Annotated in this window: 12 protein-coding genes; 5 read left to right on the forward strand and 7 right to left on the reverse strand. The window is 63.3% G+C overall.

All coding sequences use genetic code 11. The features are described 5' to 3' along the window. Positions 1–5: 5 nt before the first annotated feature. Genes GFJ39_RS03815 through GFJ39_RS03825 form a run of 3 tightly spaced genes read right to left on the reverse strand, consistent with a single transcriptional unit; the run spans position 6 to position 2823 of the window. Complete coding sequence (locus GFJ39_RS03815) at positions 6–1013, reverse strand: ABC transporter substrate-binding protein (protein WP_153429972.1); 1008 nt, start codon at positions 1011–1013, stop codon at positions 6–8. After that, entirely contained in the window at positions 1010–1792 is a 783-nt protein-coding gene (locus GFJ39_RS03820; protein WP_153429974.1) for an ABC transporter ATP-binding protein, read from the reverse strand. The genes GFJ39_RS03815 and GFJ39_RS03820 overlap by 4 nt, the downstream gene beginning before the upstream one ends. Further along, entirely contained in the window at positions 1789–2823 is a 1035-nt protein-coding gene (locus GFJ39_RS03825; RefSeq protein WP_228391783.1) for a FecCD family ABC transporter permease, read from the reverse strand. Before GFJ39_RS03825 ends, GFJ39_RS03820 begins: the two co-directional genes overlap by 4 nt. A 446-nt stretch (positions 2824–3269) precedes the next feature. On the opposite strand from GFJ39_RS03825, the gene GFJ39_RS03830 reads away from it, so the two are divergent. The 4 genes from GFJ39_RS03830 (at position 3270) to GFJ39_RS03845 (ending at position 8202) form a co-directional block, all read left to right on the forward strand. Further along, on the forward strand, positions 3270–4604 hold the full coding sequence (locus GFJ39_RS03830; RefSeq protein WP_153429976.1) for a cytochrome c: 1335 nt from the start codon (positions 3270–3272) through the stop codon (positions 4602–4604). A gap of 26 nt (positions 4605–4630) precedes the next feature. Next, the gene (locus GFJ39_RS03835) at positions 4631–5107 is read left to right on the forward strand and encodes a (2Fe-2S)-binding protein (RefSeq protein WP_153429978.1); all 477 of its coding nucleotides are present in this window, start codon (positions 4631–4633) and stop codon (positions 5105–5107) included. Further along, positions 5100–7415 carry a xanthine dehydrogenase family protein molybdopterin-binding subunit gene (locus tag GFJ39_RS03840; RefSeq protein ID WP_153429980.1) on the forward strand — a complete coding sequence of 772 codons (2316 nt, stop codon included), beginning with the start codon at positions 5100–5102 and terminating at the stop codon, positions 7413–7415. The genes GFJ39_RS03835 and GFJ39_RS03840 overlap by 8 nt, the downstream gene beginning before the upstream one ends. Positions 7416–7608: 193 nt before the next feature. Continuing rightward, entirely contained in the window at positions 7609–8202 is a 594-nt protein-coding gene (locus GFJ39_RS03845; protein ID WP_325062821.1) for a DUF4339 domain-containing protein, read from the forward strand. A 4-nt stretch (positions 8203–8206) separates the two neighbouring features. Here the strand turns inward: GFJ39_RS03845 and GFJ39_RS03850 are convergent, their stop codons facing one another. Next, positions 8207–9247, reverse strand: a complete 1041-nt coding sequence (locus tag GFJ39_RS03850) for a glycosyltransferase family 4 protein (RefSeq protein WP_325062822.1) — start codon at positions 9245–9247, stop codon at positions 8207–8209. A 51-nt stretch (positions 9248–9298) separates the two neighbouring features. Continuing rightward, on the reverse strand, positions 9299–9835 hold the full coding sequence (locus GFJ39_RS03855) for a hypothetical protein (protein WP_153429984.1): 537 nt from the start codon (positions 9833–9835) through the stop codon (positions 9299–9301). Positions 9836–10000: 165 nt separating this feature from the next. On the opposite strand from GFJ39_RS03855, the gene GFJ39_RS03860 reads away from it, so the two are divergent. After that, positions 10001–12730 (forward strand): M16 family metallopeptidase, encoded by a 2730-nt coding sequence (locus tag GFJ39_RS03860; RefSeq protein ID WP_153429986.1) that lies wholly within the window; start codon positions 10001–10003, stop codon positions 12728–12730. 162 nt (positions 12731–12892) lie between these two features. Here the strand turns inward: GFJ39_RS03860 and GFJ39_RS03865 are convergent, their stop codons facing one another. Both GFJ39_RS03865 and GFJ39_RS03870 read right to left on the reverse strand, forming a co-directional pair. Then, positions 12893–13942, reverse strand: a complete 1050-nt coding sequence (locus GFJ39_RS03865) for a CgeB family protein (protein WP_228391784.1) — start codon at positions 13940–13942, stop codon at positions 12893–12895. Between the two features lie 75 nt (positions 13943–14017). Continuing rightward, positions 14018–17008 carry a glycosyltransferase gene (locus GFJ39_RS03870; protein WP_153429988.1) on the reverse strand — a complete coding sequence of 997 codons (2991 nt, stop codon included), beginning with the start codon at positions 17006–17008 and terminating at the stop codon, positions 14018–14020. Between the last annotated feature and the right edge of the window lie 4 nt (positions 17009–17012).

Raw genomic sequence — 17012 nt, forward strand, 5'->3', positions numbered from 1 at the left:
GAAGATCAGTGCGTATCGTCGGTAGAGGGCGGCAGCGCATCGAGCATCCGCTGCGCATCATCGGCCGACAGCGCGATGCCATAGAAATCATGATAGAAAGACCGGATCGACCGGATCATCGCCGGGACGTCCACCTGCCCGGTCTGGACGATCTGCCGCGCCCAGATCACCTGAAGCATCAGCTCCGGCCCATAACGGTCCCAGGGGAAAAGACCCGTCGGATTGCGATAGACCCGCCCCGACTGCACGGCCTTGAGCTTCGACCAGACGGGGTCCTGTTTCAGGGCCGCCGGATCGCCAGCGTTCGCCCCGATAATGAGAATATCAGGATTCCAGGACAGAACCTGCTCGATGGAAACAGGCTGCTTGTTGCCGTGGATTCCCTCCGCCGCATTCTGTCCGCCCGCACTGCGGATCCACTGGTCGATGATACTGTCATCACCATCCACCCGCAGTGGCTTGAGAGACTCCACATGAAGCACGCGCGGCCCCTGCGGGTTGGTCGGGGCCTGCGAGACGACCTGAAGGAACGCGGAGCGATAGGCTTGCGCCCGCTTGGCGGCCATCGGCGTCTGCAGCAGGGTCGCGGTCCCGTCCACGCAGTCAAGCATCGCGTCGAACCGGTCGAACCCTTCGGGCGCCACATTCAGCCCCGCGCGCGTCAGTGCTTCGGCGGAATGGCCCGAGTTGGTGACGAACACCAGATCGGGATGCAGCGCCAGCAGTTCTTCCGCATTCAGATTGCCCGGATCCAGCGTCTCCGCCTTGGCCAGTTCCGGCACCAGGCGGAACATCCAGGGCAGCATCGCCGGACGCGCCACGGTGCCCACGATCCGGTCCTGCGCGCCCAGCATGATGAGCGTCGCATTATGCGCGTACCAGCCTTCCACGATCCGCGCGGGCGGGGCGGCATGCGCCACAGGCGCCAGCAGGGATATGGCCAGCGCCCCGCCCAGAAGGGCCGCCGGGAGCGTCAGGGCCGAAAACCGCTTCAAGAGTTGTGAGAATGTCATTTCTCGTCCCTTCCATGATGGAAAAAGCGGTTCCCGGCATGGTCCATCTGGATCAGAGGCACACCGTAAAGCGCTGACATCCGTTGCGCCGTCACAACATCCTGTGGCGGCCCGTCCGCGTCAATCCGGCCATGATCGAGGACCAGAACCCGGCTTGCGCGGACATACAGTTCTTCCGGCCGGTGCGAGGTGAGCATAACAAGCCGGCCTTCCCGCGCAAGATCCGCCAGCAGCGCCATCAATCTCAACTGATATCCATAATCCAGCCCGCTCATCGGCTCATCCAGCAGCAGGCCCTGCGCGTCCTGCGCAATGGCCCGCGCCAGCACGACCCGCTGGCGCTCCCCGCCGGAAAGCTCCGTCACCGGACGATCCCCAAATCCCGCCAGCCCCATCCGCTCCAGCGCGGCATCAACAGCCAGCCGGTCATCCGCAGACAGCCGTCCCGTCAGCCCGGAATAAGGCACACGCCCCAGTTCGACCATCCGCCGCACCGTATAGGGAAAGGTCGCGACATGACTTTGCGACACATAGGCCAGATGCCGCGCGATGGCGGAGGCCGACCACGCCCGCAAAGAACGTCCTTCCAGAAAGACATCCCCAACCGAAGGCGTCAGAAACCCCATCAGCAGCCGCAGCAGCGTACTCTTTCCCGCCCCGTTCAGCCCCAGCAGCCCGACCAGCTCGCCCTTCCCCAGCGAAAGATCAATACCCTCCAGCACGAGACCGTCGCCCCGTGGCTGACGAAATCCCAGGTTCCGGCACGACAGCAGCGTCATGCCACCCCACTCCGCAGACGCCGCAGCACCAGCACGAAGGCCAGCGCTCCTAAAAGCTGCGTGACGATCCCGAGCGGAACCTCTCCCGTCGTCAGACCGCGCGCGCAGGTATCGGCCAGCACCAGACCGGCCGCCCCCAGAAGCGCCGTCACCGGCATCATGCTCCGATGTTCCGCCCCGGCCAGAAGCCTCGCGACATGCGGCACCAGAAGCCCGATCCAGCCAATAATCCCCGCCATCGAAATCGTCATTGCACAGGCCAGCGTCGCCAGAACGATCAGCGCCGGACGCATGACCCGCACCGAGACCCCCAGACTGCGCGCCTCGTCATCCCCGAGCGACAACACATCCAGAACAGGCGCGCACAGCACAAGCGCCACCGTCAAAACAATCAGCGGCCCCGACATCCAGGCCAGTTCCTGCCATCCGCTCGACGCCAGACTGCCCAACAGCCAGTTCACGATGGCCGGGAGCTGATCCATCGGATCGGCCAGATATTTCACCAGAGACAATAAGGCCGTGAAAATCGCATTCCCGATCAGCCCGCCCAGCAGCAGCGTGAGAATACCCCCGCCCGGCAACGTCCTGCTGATGAGCAGTCCCGTCCCGACCGCCAGCAGACCGCCGCCGAACGCGCCCATCTGCACCATGACCGCAGAGCCGCCACTGACGATACTGAGCGCCGCGCCAAAAGCCGCCCCGCTCAGAACCCCGAGCAGATCGGGCGAAAGCAGCGGATTGCGGAACACCGCCTGATAGGTCGCGCCCCCGCAGGACAGCGCACTCCCGATCAGCAAGGCCGCCACAATGCGTGGCAGCCGCGCCTGCATAACGACAACCTGCGCCACGGGATCACTCGCGGAAGACAGATGCAGCAGAGATCCGAACACCCCCATCACGCGCAATGGCGACAGCGGATACCGCCCCAGACAGAGCGCGCACAGGACGCTCAGGATGACACAGACCAATGCGAGAGACCGGATCAGGACAGGACGGACGGAAATAACGCTTCCTCTCAGCAGAACGGCCAACCTGCCGCCGGGAAATCATAAGCCAGACCTTCCCGTATCACCAGAACTGCCAGGGGAGGAGAGGCCGGTCCATGCCCCGGAACGGACTCCGGAAGTTTGTCGGAAGCATAGGAGGTTTTTGGCACTCAGTGTCATAATAATCATTGAACGAGATACCGTCCCGTGGAAACAATGTAACAGATTCCCGGACCACAACCTCAATATCCCTCCCATATCCGCGCAAAGTCCACCTCGCGGAATACTGCAATCAGGACCGAAAATGTCCCGAATTAACGCTGCAACAGCGCGAAACCTGTGTTATTTTCATGACAAAGGCCGCATTTATTTCCCGAAACACCCGGTTTTGAGATAACGCAATCTTCCCTTTCACGGCTTCGTGCCCTAGGTTGCCCCCAACAGTCGCCTTTTGTGGCAAATGATTTCAACTCTGCCGGGACAGTTCAAGCATGCTCAAACGGATAGCTGCCGCCGTCATTGGCCTTGGCGCAGTGGGAGGCATCGGCTTTCTTGCCTATGCCTGGTACCCCGCCATCGCTCCAATCCCGCGGCCTGCCGCGTCATCCTTCTCCGCGGACGCCATCAGCCGGGGTGCCATCGTGGCGAATGGCGGCTACTGCGCGGAATGTCATACCCGCGTGGACGGCAAGCCCGGCCCCGAACTGGCCGGTGACTTCAAGATGGCCACGCCTTTCGGCGATATCTTCTCGTCCAACATCACCCCGGACGAACAGTGGGGAATCGGCAACTGGTCGCTCGCCGCATTCAAGCGCGCCATGAACAAGGGCATCGCCCGCGACGGCTCCCAGCTCTACCCGGCCTTCCCGTTCGACCATTTCACGAAGGTCAGCGATCAGGACGTCTCGGACCTGTACGCCTATCTGATGACGCGCCCGGCCGTGCATCTGAAGCCGCGCGACAACACGGTCCCGTTCCCGATCAACATCCGCCTGATCGGCCAGGGCTTCTGGAAGCTGCTGTTCTTCACCCCGGGCCGCTACCAGAACGACCCGAAGCATGACGCCCAGTGGAACCGCGGCGCCTATCTCGCCGAAGGCAACGAACACTGTGGCGCCTGCCATACGCCGCGTAACCTTCTCGGCGCCGAAAAAATGAGCAGCGTCTATGACGGCGCGGTCATCGACGGCTGGATCGCCCCGCCGCTGAACGACCACAACCCGACGCCCGTCGTCTGGACCGAAGACGAGCTGTTCCGGTATCTGCGCTTCGGCGTGGCTCCGCTGCACGGTTCGGCCGCGGGCCCGATGTCGCCCGTTCCGCACCGCTTCCTCTCCAAGATCCCCGAGGAAGACGTGCATGCGATCGCACATTATTATGCGGATGTGGACAAGGCCGCCCAGCGCAGCGGCGGCGATCAGGCCGCGATTGCCCGTGCCATGCAGATGTCCGGCCGTGATCTGACGGGCCCGCAGACGCTGGACGCCGATGCGCGCCTGTATCAGGCCGCCTGTGGCGCCTGCCATTACAATTCCGGTCCGAACCCTGTTTCAGGGCGTCCGGAACTGGCCCTGAACAATGCTGTCTGGCTGGATGAACCGAACAACCTCTATCAGGTCATGCTACACGGCATTACCGCCGAGGAAGGTCAGGATCACATCTCGATGCCGAGCTTCTATACCGCCCTGTCCGATCATGACATGGCCCGTATCGCAGCCTATCTGCGTCGCACACGCACCACGCTGCCCCCTTGGACGGATCTGGAAAAGAAGGCCGCCAGCGCGCGCGCCACGCTCGAAGTTCCGCCCGTCAACGCTTCGCACTGATCCGGGCAGGACTGGGAAAACACGACATGACCACGAAATTTGAACTCAACGGACAGTCCGTCACGGTCGACGCCCCGGCAGATACTCCCCTGCTCTGGGTCATTCGTGACGATCTGAACATGACCGGCACCAAGTTCGGCTGCGGCATCGGCGAATGCGGGGCCTGCACCGTCCATGTCGGCGGCCGTGCCACGCGCTCCTGCATCACGCCGCTTTCCGCTGTCGAAGGCGCTTCGGTCACGACGATCGAAGGTCTGGACCCAGAAGGCAACCACGTCGTGCAGGTGGCTTGGCGCGACCAGCAGGTGCCGCAGTGCGGCTACTGCCAGTCCGGCCAGATCATGCAGGCGGCGAGCCTCCTGAAAGACTACCCGAACCCGACGGACGATGAAATTGATGGTGTAATGGGTGGCAGCCTCTGCCGCTGCATGACCTATATCCGCATCCGCAAGGCCATCAAGGACGCTGCCTCGAAGCAGCAGGAAGGTGCCAACAATGGCTAAAATCGAACAGATTGCGAAAAAGAGCGACGCCACGCGCCTCTCCCGCCGCAACTTCCTGATGACGGCGGCCGGCACCGGCCTGATGTTCGGTTTCGCCCGCCGGGCCGGCGCCGCCGTGACCCTGCCTTCCGCCATGCCGCCCGAAGCCGCGTTCGAACCCAATGTCTGGTGCGCCATCGCGCCCGACGGGTCGATCAACGTCAATATCGTGCGCGCCGAAATGGGCCAGCATGTCGGCACCGCGCTCGCCCGCATCATCGCGGACGAGATGGACGCCGACTGGGACAATATCCGGATCACCGAAGTCGATACCGCTCCGAAATGGGCCGGGAAGTATGTCACCGGTGGTTCCTGGTCGGTCTGGGACACCTGGGACACGTTCCGTCAGGCCGGTGCCGCGGCCCGTACCGTGATGCTGGAAGAAGGTGCAAAGCTCCTCGGCACGACGCCGGAGCGCTGCACCGTCAGTGAAAGCGTCGTTTCCGCAGGCGGCAAGAGCGTGTCCTTCGGCGACATCGTGGCCCGCGCCAAACCGACGCGGAGCTTCACGCCGGACGAGATGGCGAAACTGCCGCTCAAGCCTGTCGGCAACCGCCGCCTCATCAGCAAGCCGGTCCCGGCGCTCGACATTCCCGACAAGACGACCGGCAAGGCGATCTACGGCATCGACGTCAAGCTCGACGGCATGGTCTATGGCCGTCCGAAGATGCCGCCGACACGCTATGCCGCCAAGGTCATTTCCGTCGACGACAGTGCGGCGAAAAAGATCCCGGGCTATGTGCGCTATGTGGTTCTGGACGATCCCTCCGGCATCGTTCCGGGCTGGGTCGTGGCTCTGGCCAAGACCTATCCCGCCGCGATCCGCGCGGCCGACGCCCTGAAGGTCCAGTGGACTCCCGGCCCGACGATCAATGTCTCCGAGGCGGACATCATCGAACACGGCCGCAAGCTGGCCGCCGACTCGAAGAACGGCACCCGCGTCTTCAATGACAAGGGTGTGGACGAGGCCCTGACCATCCACCCCGGTCAGGTCTTCGAGCGCAGCTATACCTGTGCCTCGGTCGCGCATTACCAGCTTGAGCCGGTCAACGCCGTGGCGCGTCACGTTGACGGCATGTGGGAAATCCACACCGGCAACCAGTGGCAGTCCCTGATCCTGCCGCAGCTCGCCAGGTCGCTTCAGGTCCCCGAGGAGCAGGTCGTCATGCGCACCTACATGCTCGGCGGTGGCTTCGGACGGCGTCTGAACGGCGATTACTGCATCCCGGCCGCCCTTGCCTCCAAGGCCATCGGCGGCGCACCGGTCAAGCTGATCCTGACCCGCTCCGACGACATGGAGCTGGATTCCATCCGCTCGCCGTCCATTCAGACGATCAAGGTCGCACTCGATAACGACCGCAAGAAGATCGTGGGCATGGATTACGTCGCGGTCGCCGGCTGGCCGACGCAGGTCATGGCTCCGGCCTTCCTCGCCACCGGCGAAGACGGCAAGAAATACGATCCGTTCGCCATCGCCGGTGCGGATCACTGGTACGAAACCGGCCCGACCCGCGTCCGCGCCATCAGCAACGACCTCGCCAACGCGACCTTCCGTCCCGGCTGGCTGCGCTCGGTCAGTGCCGGCTGGACGCCGTGGGCGCTGGAATGTTTCCTCGACGAGCTGGCCCATTCCACGAAACAGGACCCGCTGGCCTTCCGCCTGTCCATGTTCACGGCACAGGGCCGCAACGCCGGTCAGGCTCCGAACTCCGTGGGTGGGGCCAAGCGTCAGGCCGCCGTGCTCCAGCGTCTGGCTGACAAGATCGGTTACGCCAACAAGCAGCTTCCAGCCGATACCGGCATCGGCATCGCCACCAGCTTCGGCCAGGAACGCGGCATGCCGACCTGGACGGCCGGTGCGGCGCAGGTCCATGTCGACCGCAAGACGGGCGTAATCACCTGCCAGAAGCTCTGGCTGGTGCTCGATGCCGGCACCATCGTCGATCCGGGCGGTGCCCTCGCCCAGACCGAAGGCGCGGCGCTGTGGGGCCTGAGCATGGCCCTGTTCGAGGGCACCGAGATCGTCAATGGCACGATCAAGGACCGCAACCTCAACACCTACACCCCGCTGCGCATCCCCGATGTGCCGGATATGGACATCGAGTTCATCCAGAACACCGAAAAGCCCACCGGCCTTGGTGAGCCGGGTGTCACGGTCGTCGCGCCTGCCATCGGCAACGCGCTCTTCAACGCCGTCGGCATCCGCCTGCGCCACATGCCGATGCGCCCCGCCGATGTCCGCCGCGAACTGAAGCAGCATACGAGCTGATCCAGCCCGCACATCACGACAAAGGCCGCAGTCCCCCGGACCTGCGGCCTTTGTCATACGTGGCGACAGGGTCACACCCCATAATCCGGACGGGATAGGTCTTGCCAAAAACCCCAAAAGTCGTGAGAGACTGAGCCGTTCAGGAACCAGCAGGAGCCGGAACGACGATGCGCCGCCGGAAAAAGGACGAACTGTGAGCTGGTTTTACGAAGAACATGGCACCCGCAAGGGGCCGGTGTCCGCAGACGGGATGAAAGCCCTCGTCACGGAAGGGATCATCGGACATTCCACCCTGTGCTGGACCGAAAGCTTCGGCGGCGAATGGCACCCGGCTGGAAGCTGCGTGTTCTGGCCGCCCCAGCCCGAAGGCGTTCCCCCTGCTCTTCCCGCAAGCCTGATCTCGAACCGCTGGCTGTGGCTCAGCCTGATCGGCCCGTTCTTCGGCAGCAAGGCGATCGAAATCCTGGAAGGATTCGGCCTCCTTCCGGAGTTCGCGAGCAATACAGGCACCATGCTCGTCAGTGTCGGGATTTTCTACTGCGCGCTCATCATGGACCGCCGCAGCCTGCTGGCGGCGGGCTTCCGTCCCGGCACGATCCTGTGGATCCTCCTGCCCCCGCTCTATTTCTGGCGCCGCATCCAGATCGTGGGGCACGGGATGCTGCTCTTTTTCCTGTCTGTGCTGGTGTTCCTGTGCGAGTTCATCCCCGCGATCACCAATGGCTGGCACATCATGCCGGACGAAGGCCTCTCCAGCTACGTCTCCCGCCGCTACTACGAACTGTAAATCCTCAGCAGTACCGGCGGTAAAACGCTTCGACCCTGCTGGCCGCCGCACCGATCCTGTAGCGCGACATGTCCCACTGGCGCGGCGCGGCACGTTCCAGACGCCGCAGCCCTTCTGTCAAAGCCTCCAGACTGTCCGGCGCCACCAGGCAGTCCGGCGCATCGGCCAGAATATCTTTCACCCCTCCGGCCGCCGTAGCGCAGACCGGCAATCCGGCTTCCATGGCCTCCAGCAGCACCAGCCCGAACGGCTCATGACGTGAGGGCACGATAAACGCATCGAACGCCGCCAGAAGATCGGGCATGTCCGTGCGATACCCGGTGAAGATGATGTCCGACCGCCCCTGTGCCGCCTGTTGCAGCATGCCGCGCTCCGGCCCGTCGCCCACCATAACGAGACGGGTCCCGGGCTTCAGCTCCGCCTGCTTCCAGGCCTGGATCAGAAGCCCGAAGTTCTTTTCCACAACCATCCGTCCCGCTGTGCCGATTACGACGCCCCCGTCCGGAATCCCCCACTGCCGCCGCATCCGCTCCCGCAGAGCCGCACGCGCTTCGCAGGTTGATGCCGGCGGCACCGTCCAGTTGGGGATCAGCGCGGAGGCGGCACGCTGTTTTTCCGGCAGCGCCTCCTGCTGCCAGGACGCGATGCAGACCAGCCCGTCATGCGCGCCATAGCAGCGGCCGCGATAGGAGGTGTGCAGCGTGGCTACCACCGGAACCGACCCCGCCAGCCCGGCCCGGCGCAGCCAGCTCACGCGGGCGGAGGCACGGCCGAGATGGGTATGGACGATATCATGACAACCGCTGCGCAGCTCGGAAGCCAGTGCGGGAAGATACCCCGCTCTCCCGGCCCGCACGACCGTCACCTCGGGACAGAGAAACCCGCTGATGTCCCCGCCCGTCAGCGGATCGACCGTATCGCGGTCCAGCAGGAGCGTAACGTCATGACTCCGTGCCTGAATGGCGGAGAGTTCCGCAAGATGACGCTCCGTCCCCGCGAATTCCCGGGTCGAGAGGCAGTGCAGAATTCTCAGTCGGGAAGTCACGCGCTTTTTCCTTGATGGGCGTGGGAGGAGCGTGGCGGGGAAAACCGGGCGTCAGGAGTTGATCCGCCCCCCGGCGCTCCAGACACCCTCGATGATCGGGCCGCTCCGGGTGGACATGCGCTGATACGGCGGCCGCGGCTGGCAGGCCACGAGATAGAGACCCACCGTGAACAGAAGCTGGGAAATCGTGGTCATCTGGGTCAGAAGCCAGATGAAGCCCGGAGCCCCCATACCCCGGAACAGCTGGTAGACCAGAAAGGCCAGCGACAGCAGACGCATCGCCCGCAGCAGCGGCCGCAGCGGATTGAGCATCCCGGGGCGGACCAGAGGCGCCGAACGTTTCATGCCGAGGAAGAACGCCAGGCTGATGCACCAGATCAGCGCGCTGTCGATCATGTTGCCCAGACTGGCCCCAAACAGCAGCATCGGCAGCACGAGGGACAATCCGTCCAGCATCAGCGCGCCGAGCTGGCAGCTCAGGCCAAGCTGGAGCGCCGTCAGGCGTCCGGGAAGGCGATCCGCCACAGGCTGGAACAGGCGGTCGAGCAGCCAGTCATCCACATGGGCAATGCGTTCAGGTAAAGTCATCACAGACACTTTATCCGCCCAGACGCCCCCCTGCATATAATTTTTTCTTCATCCGGCCGTCAGATACAGGCCGGCCAACGCAGGCTACACATGCTGGACAGGGGCCGGCACAACCGGTTTACTCTTTTGTGAAGATACGTTTCTCCTCTGGAAAGTTCTGAACACATGTCCGCACTCTCCCGTCTGTCCCGCCTGTCACTGCTGGCAGCCACCATGCTGGCGCCTCCGGTCCTCGCGGGTGCCCAGGCCGCACCGGTCACGACCGCACCGGCCACGGCCCTCACGACGAACGCGGCAGCAACGAGTGCCGCCCCCGCGACAGTCACGCGGGCGACCCTCTCCAACGGCCTGCGGGTCATCGTGGTGCGCGACACCCTCGCCCCCGTGGTGCAGACCATGCTGAACTATGAGACGGGCTCGGTGAACGCACCGAAAGGCTTTCCAGGTACGGCGCATGCGCTTGAGCACATGATGTTCAACGGCTCACAGACCCTCTCGCGTGACCAGCTTTCCACCATCAGCGCCCAGCTCGGCAACAACGACAACGCCGACACCACGTCCGACGTCACCCAGTATTATTTCAAGGCTCCCGCCAGCGACCTCGACGTTCTGCTCCGTATCGAGGCCGGACGCATGCGCGGCCTGAACATCACGCAAGCCGAATGGGCACATGAGAAAGGCGCGATCGAACAGGAAGTCTCGCGCGACCTCTCCAGCCCGATCTACCGCTATCTCTCGCAGATCCGCGCCGCCCTTTATGCCGGCACGCCCTACGAACAGGATGCCCTCGGCACCCGCCCGTCCTTCGATGCCACGACCGCCCCCCTGCTGAGGAAGTTCTATGACTCCTGGTACGCGCCCAACAACGCCGTGCTGGTCATCACCGGCGATGTGGACCCGCAGGACACGCTGAAGAAGGTTCAGGCCGCTTTTGGCAGCATCCCGGCTTCCACCCTGCCCGAACGCGGCACCGTTTCCCCCACCCCGGCCAAGGCCCAGAACATCGCGCTCGACACCGACCTGCCGATCGGCCTCGTGACCATGGCCTGGCGCATGCCCGGCCAGCGCGACCCCGACTACGCCGCGACCACCCTGCTCGCCGACGCCATCAGCAGCCAGCGCGCCGCCCTGTTCGACCTCGTCCCTTCCGGCAGGGCGCTCGATACCGGCTTCATGTATGACCCAGAGGCGCAGGCCGGTCTGGGCGTGGTCTATGCGGGCTTCCCCAAAGGCGCGAACCCGGACGCCCTGCGGACCAGTGTCGCTGCCATCATGGAGAATTTCCGCACCCACGGCATCCCGGCAGAGCTGATCGAAGCCGCCCGTCGCAAGGAAATCGCCTCGCTCGAGTTCAACGCCAACAGCATTTCCGGCCTCGCCGAAAGCTGGTCGCAGGCCGTCGCCATCCAGCACCTGAACGACCCGCAGGACATGCTGGCCGCCTTCCGTAACGTCACCAAGGAACAGGTTGACGCACTGGCCAAAAAGCTGCTCGACCCCGCCCACGCCATCACCGCCACCCTGACGCCAAGCCCCTCGGGCAAACCGGTCGGACAGAAAGGCTTTGGCGGCGCGGAATCCTTCAACACGCCGCCTTCCGGCAAGGTCGCCCTGCCCAACTGGGCACAGCAGGCTCTCGCGCGCCTGACCATCCCGGCCGCAGCCCCGCTCCCGGCGGCCTATACGCTGGCAAACGGCCTGCATCTTCTGGTCCAGCCCGAGCATGTCAGCCATACGGTCGAACTGATCGGCCGCATCCGCCAGAACGCGGATCTCGAACAGCCGGCCGGTCAGGAAGGCGTGGCGGACGTCACCGAGCAGATGTTCCTCTACGGCAGCAAAACGCATGACCGTCTGGCTCTCGCCCGCGCTCTCGACGACCTCGCGGCGGACGAGGAAGCCGGGCCGTCCTTTTCGCTCAGCACCCTGACGCCGAACTTCGAGAAGGGCCTCGCCCTGCTGGCCGATCATGAACTGAACCCCGCCTTCCCGGAAAAAGCCTTCCGCATCACCCAGATGCAGGCCGCACAGGCCCAGGCCGGTGAACTCCAGTCGCCGGGCTACCGCTTCGGCCGCGCCGCCCGCAGGGCGCTGGTCCCGCCGCGGGACCCCACCCTGCGTGAAGCGACTCCCGCCACGATCGGCAAGCTGACCCTTGCGGACGTGCAGGCCTATTACGCCCACGCCTATCGCCCGGACCTGACCACCATCGTCATTGTCGGCGACATCACCCCCCAGGCCGCGAAAGCGGATGTCGAAAAGGCTTTTGGCGTCTGGAAGGCCGTGGGCCCGAAGCCCGTCGTCGATCTGCCCGACATTCCTCTGAGCCATGCCTCGCAGGCCGTTGTCGCGGACCCGGGCCGCTCGCAGGATGAGGTCAAGCTCGTCGAGACCATCGGCATGAAGGTCACCGACCCTGACCGCCATGCCCTCGCGGTCGGCAACACGATCCTCGGAGATGGCTTCTCCTCACGCCTGATGCAGGACCTGCGCGTGAAGACGGGCTATGTCTATGGTGCCGGAAGCGGCTTTACCTATTCCCGCACCCGCAGCGGCTTCGGCATCACCTTTGGCGCCGATCCGGACAAGGTTGGCAAGGCCCGTACGCTCGCCGTCAAGGATGTCGAGGACATGCGCAACACCCCCGTTTCGCAGGAGAGCCTCGACCTCGCCAAGGCGTCGCTGCTGCGCAGCCAGCCCATGTCCCGCGCCAGCTTCAGCGCGCTGGCCGGAAGCTACCTGTCCCTGATCGCGCTGGACCTGCCGCTGGACAGCCCGGCCAAGGCGGCACAGGCGATCTACGACATGAAGCCCGAACAGGTGCAGGCCGCTTTCCGCAAATGGGTCCGCCCGACCGACCTGTCCCAGATCGTCATGGGTCCCCAGCCGAACTGAAACTGATCTTTCCATTCCGGCACAACAGCAAAAAGGCCACGGACTGCTCCGTGGCCTTTTTTCATGCCCGTCCCCCGACCCCCGGACACAAAAAAACCGGAGACACGCTCCGGCTTTTTCAGAGGCAGGCGGAAAAGAGCCTATGGCCAGACAGACCAGCCCTCAGCCGATCAGCCCCTCATCCTTGAGCACGCGCAGCGCATACTGGATGCGATGCTTGTACAGATGCTCGGCCTGCGTCCGCGCCTGCGCCTTGCGGGCCATCTTCACGCGCAGATCGTTGTTGTCGAGATAGGTCGCTACCAGTTGCTCGAAATCCACGCGGTTGGAGAACACCGGGATCTCGTCGGCGGAGTAATAGCGGCGGATTTCATGCGTATCCTCGTGGAACACCTGGAACGCCCCGGCCAGAGCAGCCTCGAACGTGCGCGGTCCCGGCGTGGACGGCGCAATCACGAAGCGCTTGTTCTCGAAGCTCAGCGAACGGCCGAGGTTCAGCACCAGCTTGGAGCGACGATAAAGCTCCACAAGCTGCGACTTCTCGATCCGCGCATCGGAGAACCCGATCCCAAGCTCACCCCAGCCCGGACCAACGATCTTGATGTTCAGATCCCGCAGAACAGGCAGCAGGTTGCGGACGATATCCTTGCGGTTCGTGAACGCCACGCCGCAGAACAGGACGTCGATCGTCTTTTCGGAATCCGCTTCGATCTCGCCGTAATGCAGCTTCGGGCTTGCTGCCAGCGGCAGATGGAACACCCGCTCGCGCTGATAGAAGTTATGTCCCCAGCGATCGCAGGAGAAGATCACGTCGAAATCATCGGCGATGCGATAGTTCGCATCCTGCTCGTAGGGATCTTCCGTCGCCCAGAACACCGTTACCGCGCCGATCTTCTTCGCCTCGCGGCACACCTCGCCGAAATACGTGCTTTCCGGAAGATAGGAGCCGATGGCGAATACGATCGTCGGCTTCAGGATCCGGATGGAACTGGCCGCGGCCGAAATATGGACGGCCGTGACGTTGTCTTCGCCAAAACAGTCCGCCCAGCCGTCCATGATGGACTCACGGATCTGCGCATTGGCCTGGCTTTCATACCGCCCGCCGCTACAGACAAGAACGCGCCCTGTCAGGCCATCTTTGCTGCTGGTCAATCCCTCGGCCGGCTTGCTGGAGCTTCCGGCTTCCACGATCGCTTCATTCACTGCGTCCATAACCTTCCCTGCGCTCCCCAAACTTTTCAAACCGGAGTTCAAACCAGTGTCCCCTGGAAAGAGTCCCCTGGCACGTCATGCAATGCAGCCCTGAACAATTTCAGACAACGCTTGCCGGAAATGGACCGGAGAACAATCCCGCCCAACAGCCGCGAGCGCGCCAGCCCTCAGAGTCTCCCACAGTTCCGCGTCCTGATAAAGTCGCTCCACGGCAGCAGCGAACGCCTCGGGATCACCCGATGGAGCCGCCAGGATCTCCACACCATCCGTCCAGCCGACTTCTTCCTGAAGCAGCGTCGTCACGACCTGCGGCAGACCATAGGACGCCGCTTCATGGACCTTGAACGGAATCCCGCCCGCAAACCGCGTCGGCGCCACGAACACCCGGTGCCGGTCGAATAGTTCCCGCGGATCCCCCACAGGCCCCACGATTTCCACCCGGCTGTTCGTCGAAAAAACCGTCATATCCACATCCGGCCCCACATAACCGGCGATCGTGAAATGGGCATCCGGCGGCAGAACCCTGTCCAGAATCGGCAGCACACTGTCCACAAACCAGACAAGACTGTCGTGGTTGGGCGCACCCTCGTCATGGATCGCACCGAAAAAGAGGATGCTGTGCCGGGTCTCGAACGGTGCGGGCGTCGGCTGGAGCTGCAGTTCATGCCCGAGCACCGAGACATTCTCATAGCCCGCGCGACGCACCAGATCGGCGTCATAAGACGTCACCGCGATGATCTGCTGGCAGAACCGGGCACAGTCCAGTTCCTGCTGAAGCATGTCATCGAAGCTGATATCCGGCTCTGGAAGGTCCAGAACCCGGATGCGCTCCAGCGTTCGGGGCGTGGCGACCACTTCCGTGTCCAGGATCGGACCCGCGGAAGGCAGATAGCGGCTCGATTCATTAAGCAGGGGCAGAAGGCGCGCCAGATTGTGCGTGCGGCCGATCCAGACCAGATCGTAATATCCGACCCGCTCCTGAATGAAATCGGCGAAACTGGACAGATCCCGATCCACGATCAGTTCCACCGTTTCCGGAAAGTCACCGAACAGGTCGATGGCCGTCTGATCCCTGGGCAGGACGGGGAAAACCGTGACCTGATATCCCAGCGCCGTCATCTCATGAATGATGTCGTTCGAGCGGACATAGCCGGACCCCAGACGCCGCAGAGGCAGACGGTCCTCTATGAAAAGAATCCGTTTACGCTGGCTGACCCGGTGTTCGCGCGCCAGAACGGCGTTGCGGATGTGAGCCGGCTGCTGATGACGCAGGAAATCCTGCTGCAGACGGGAAAATGTCTTGAGATTGCCCCGGATCAGGGCATGGGACCCGGTCGCACCGGAGCTTCCGAACTCCAGATGTTCGATGACCACGTCCGGATCATAGACAATCCGCATTCCCGCCTTGAGAATCCGCACGCACAGATCGACATCCTCGAAATAGGCCGGCGTGTAACGCGGATCATACCCGCCCAGGCGGCGCAGCACTGTCGTGCGGATCATCAGGAAAGCGGCCGAACAGTAATCGACGTCCCGGACGAAATTGGCCGTCGTCAGGTTCGGATCATCCTCGCGCAGATAGCCGTAAGTCGCACCGTCCCGCCAGATGATCGATCCGGCTTCCTGCAGGCGCATGTTCGTGCGGATCAGCTTGCCGCCCACCGCCCCGATCGCGGCCTCGGAGCGCAGACGCTTCAACGCGTTGACGATGGCATCAGGATACAGGCGGATGTCGTTGTTTAGATACAGGACAAACGGCGCTTCCGCTTTTTCCAGCGCAAGATTGCAGCCCAGAAGATAGCCGATATTGTAGCGGTACCGCAGGATCGTGGCGCCGCGCAGCATCCGCCCGATATGGCGGGTCTGGTCATGCGAACCCGAGTCCACCAGTATGAGCTGGATGGCTCCGGCATAGTTGGCCCGCAGTGAGACCAGGGCCTGCGCCGTCAGGGCAACCCGGTCATAGACGACCATGATGACGCTGATTTCAGGAACGCCGTGAACCGTGAAGTCCAGCGGATGCCGGACCAGAGACGGCAGGATGGCTTCGGCTTCACGCTCAAACAGCAGTCTGGACTGTTCCTCGGGAATCTCGGGCACAGCCGCGAGCGCCGCCATCCGTCCCTCACCCAGCCCCCTCCTGCCGGCGACAAGATGGGCGAACGCGCTGTCATACAGGCGATTGCGCACGTCGTTGCGGACCTGTGCCTGCGCCATGTGAGCGGCGAGATCCACGTTTTCCTGCGGCGTACGCCCTTCCTGCGCGCCGTAACGGACGAAATGGTCGTAACCGTTGCGGAAATATCCATGCTCCAGCGACGGCACCATATCCGGATGGGCCTGCCGGTAGAACTCTTCGGAAAAGAGTTCCTGTGGATCAAAAAGACGCGGCGTCTCGTTGGTCAGGTAATGATGCAGGGCGCTCGAATAATGGCCGGCGGCAATTTCCTGCCGCACCTCGGGATAGCGCGTCAGATACCAGACCGGGTCGAAATACCAAGAGACGCGCCCGGCATCGGCAACATGGGCCGGCAGCCCGAGCCATGACCCGAAGAGCCCGATCCGGCTGTCGAAACAATCCGGAAAAGTCAGGGCGAGTTCGCGACAGAGTTCATCATCGAAGAAATGATGTCCCCGATAATAATGGCTCTCTCCGATTTCGAGATAATGGTCGTAGCCGTTACGGAAGCCGTTCTCGCTCAGAAAACGCTGCGTCAGTTCCGGATAACGGCGACGATAACCCGGCTCGTCAAACAGCCAGTGTGGCGAATGGGCCTTGTATCCGATCGCGGTATAATGTTCGAAACCCGACGCCCATTCCTCCCGGATCAGCCCCTGACGCACATCCTTATGTGCATCGCGATACCAGATCTCATCGAAATAACGGTTCGGAGAATGACCGTAACGCTGGCCCGTCTGAAGGTAGAAGGCGTGCGGATCGTCCTGCCCTTCTTCCCGCATCCAGTCCCGCACTTCGGGATAGCGCAGCAGATACCACTGCGTATCGAAGCGGGACCACCGCGGCTCCCGCGTCTCGGCCAACGCGGCTGAAACACTTTCGGACATCTGG

It is taken from the genome of Gluconobacter aidae (assembly GCF_009547075.1).
GTDB lineage: Bacteria > Pseudomonadota > Alphaproteobacteria > Acetobacterales > Acetobacteraceae > Gluconobacter > Gluconobacter aidae.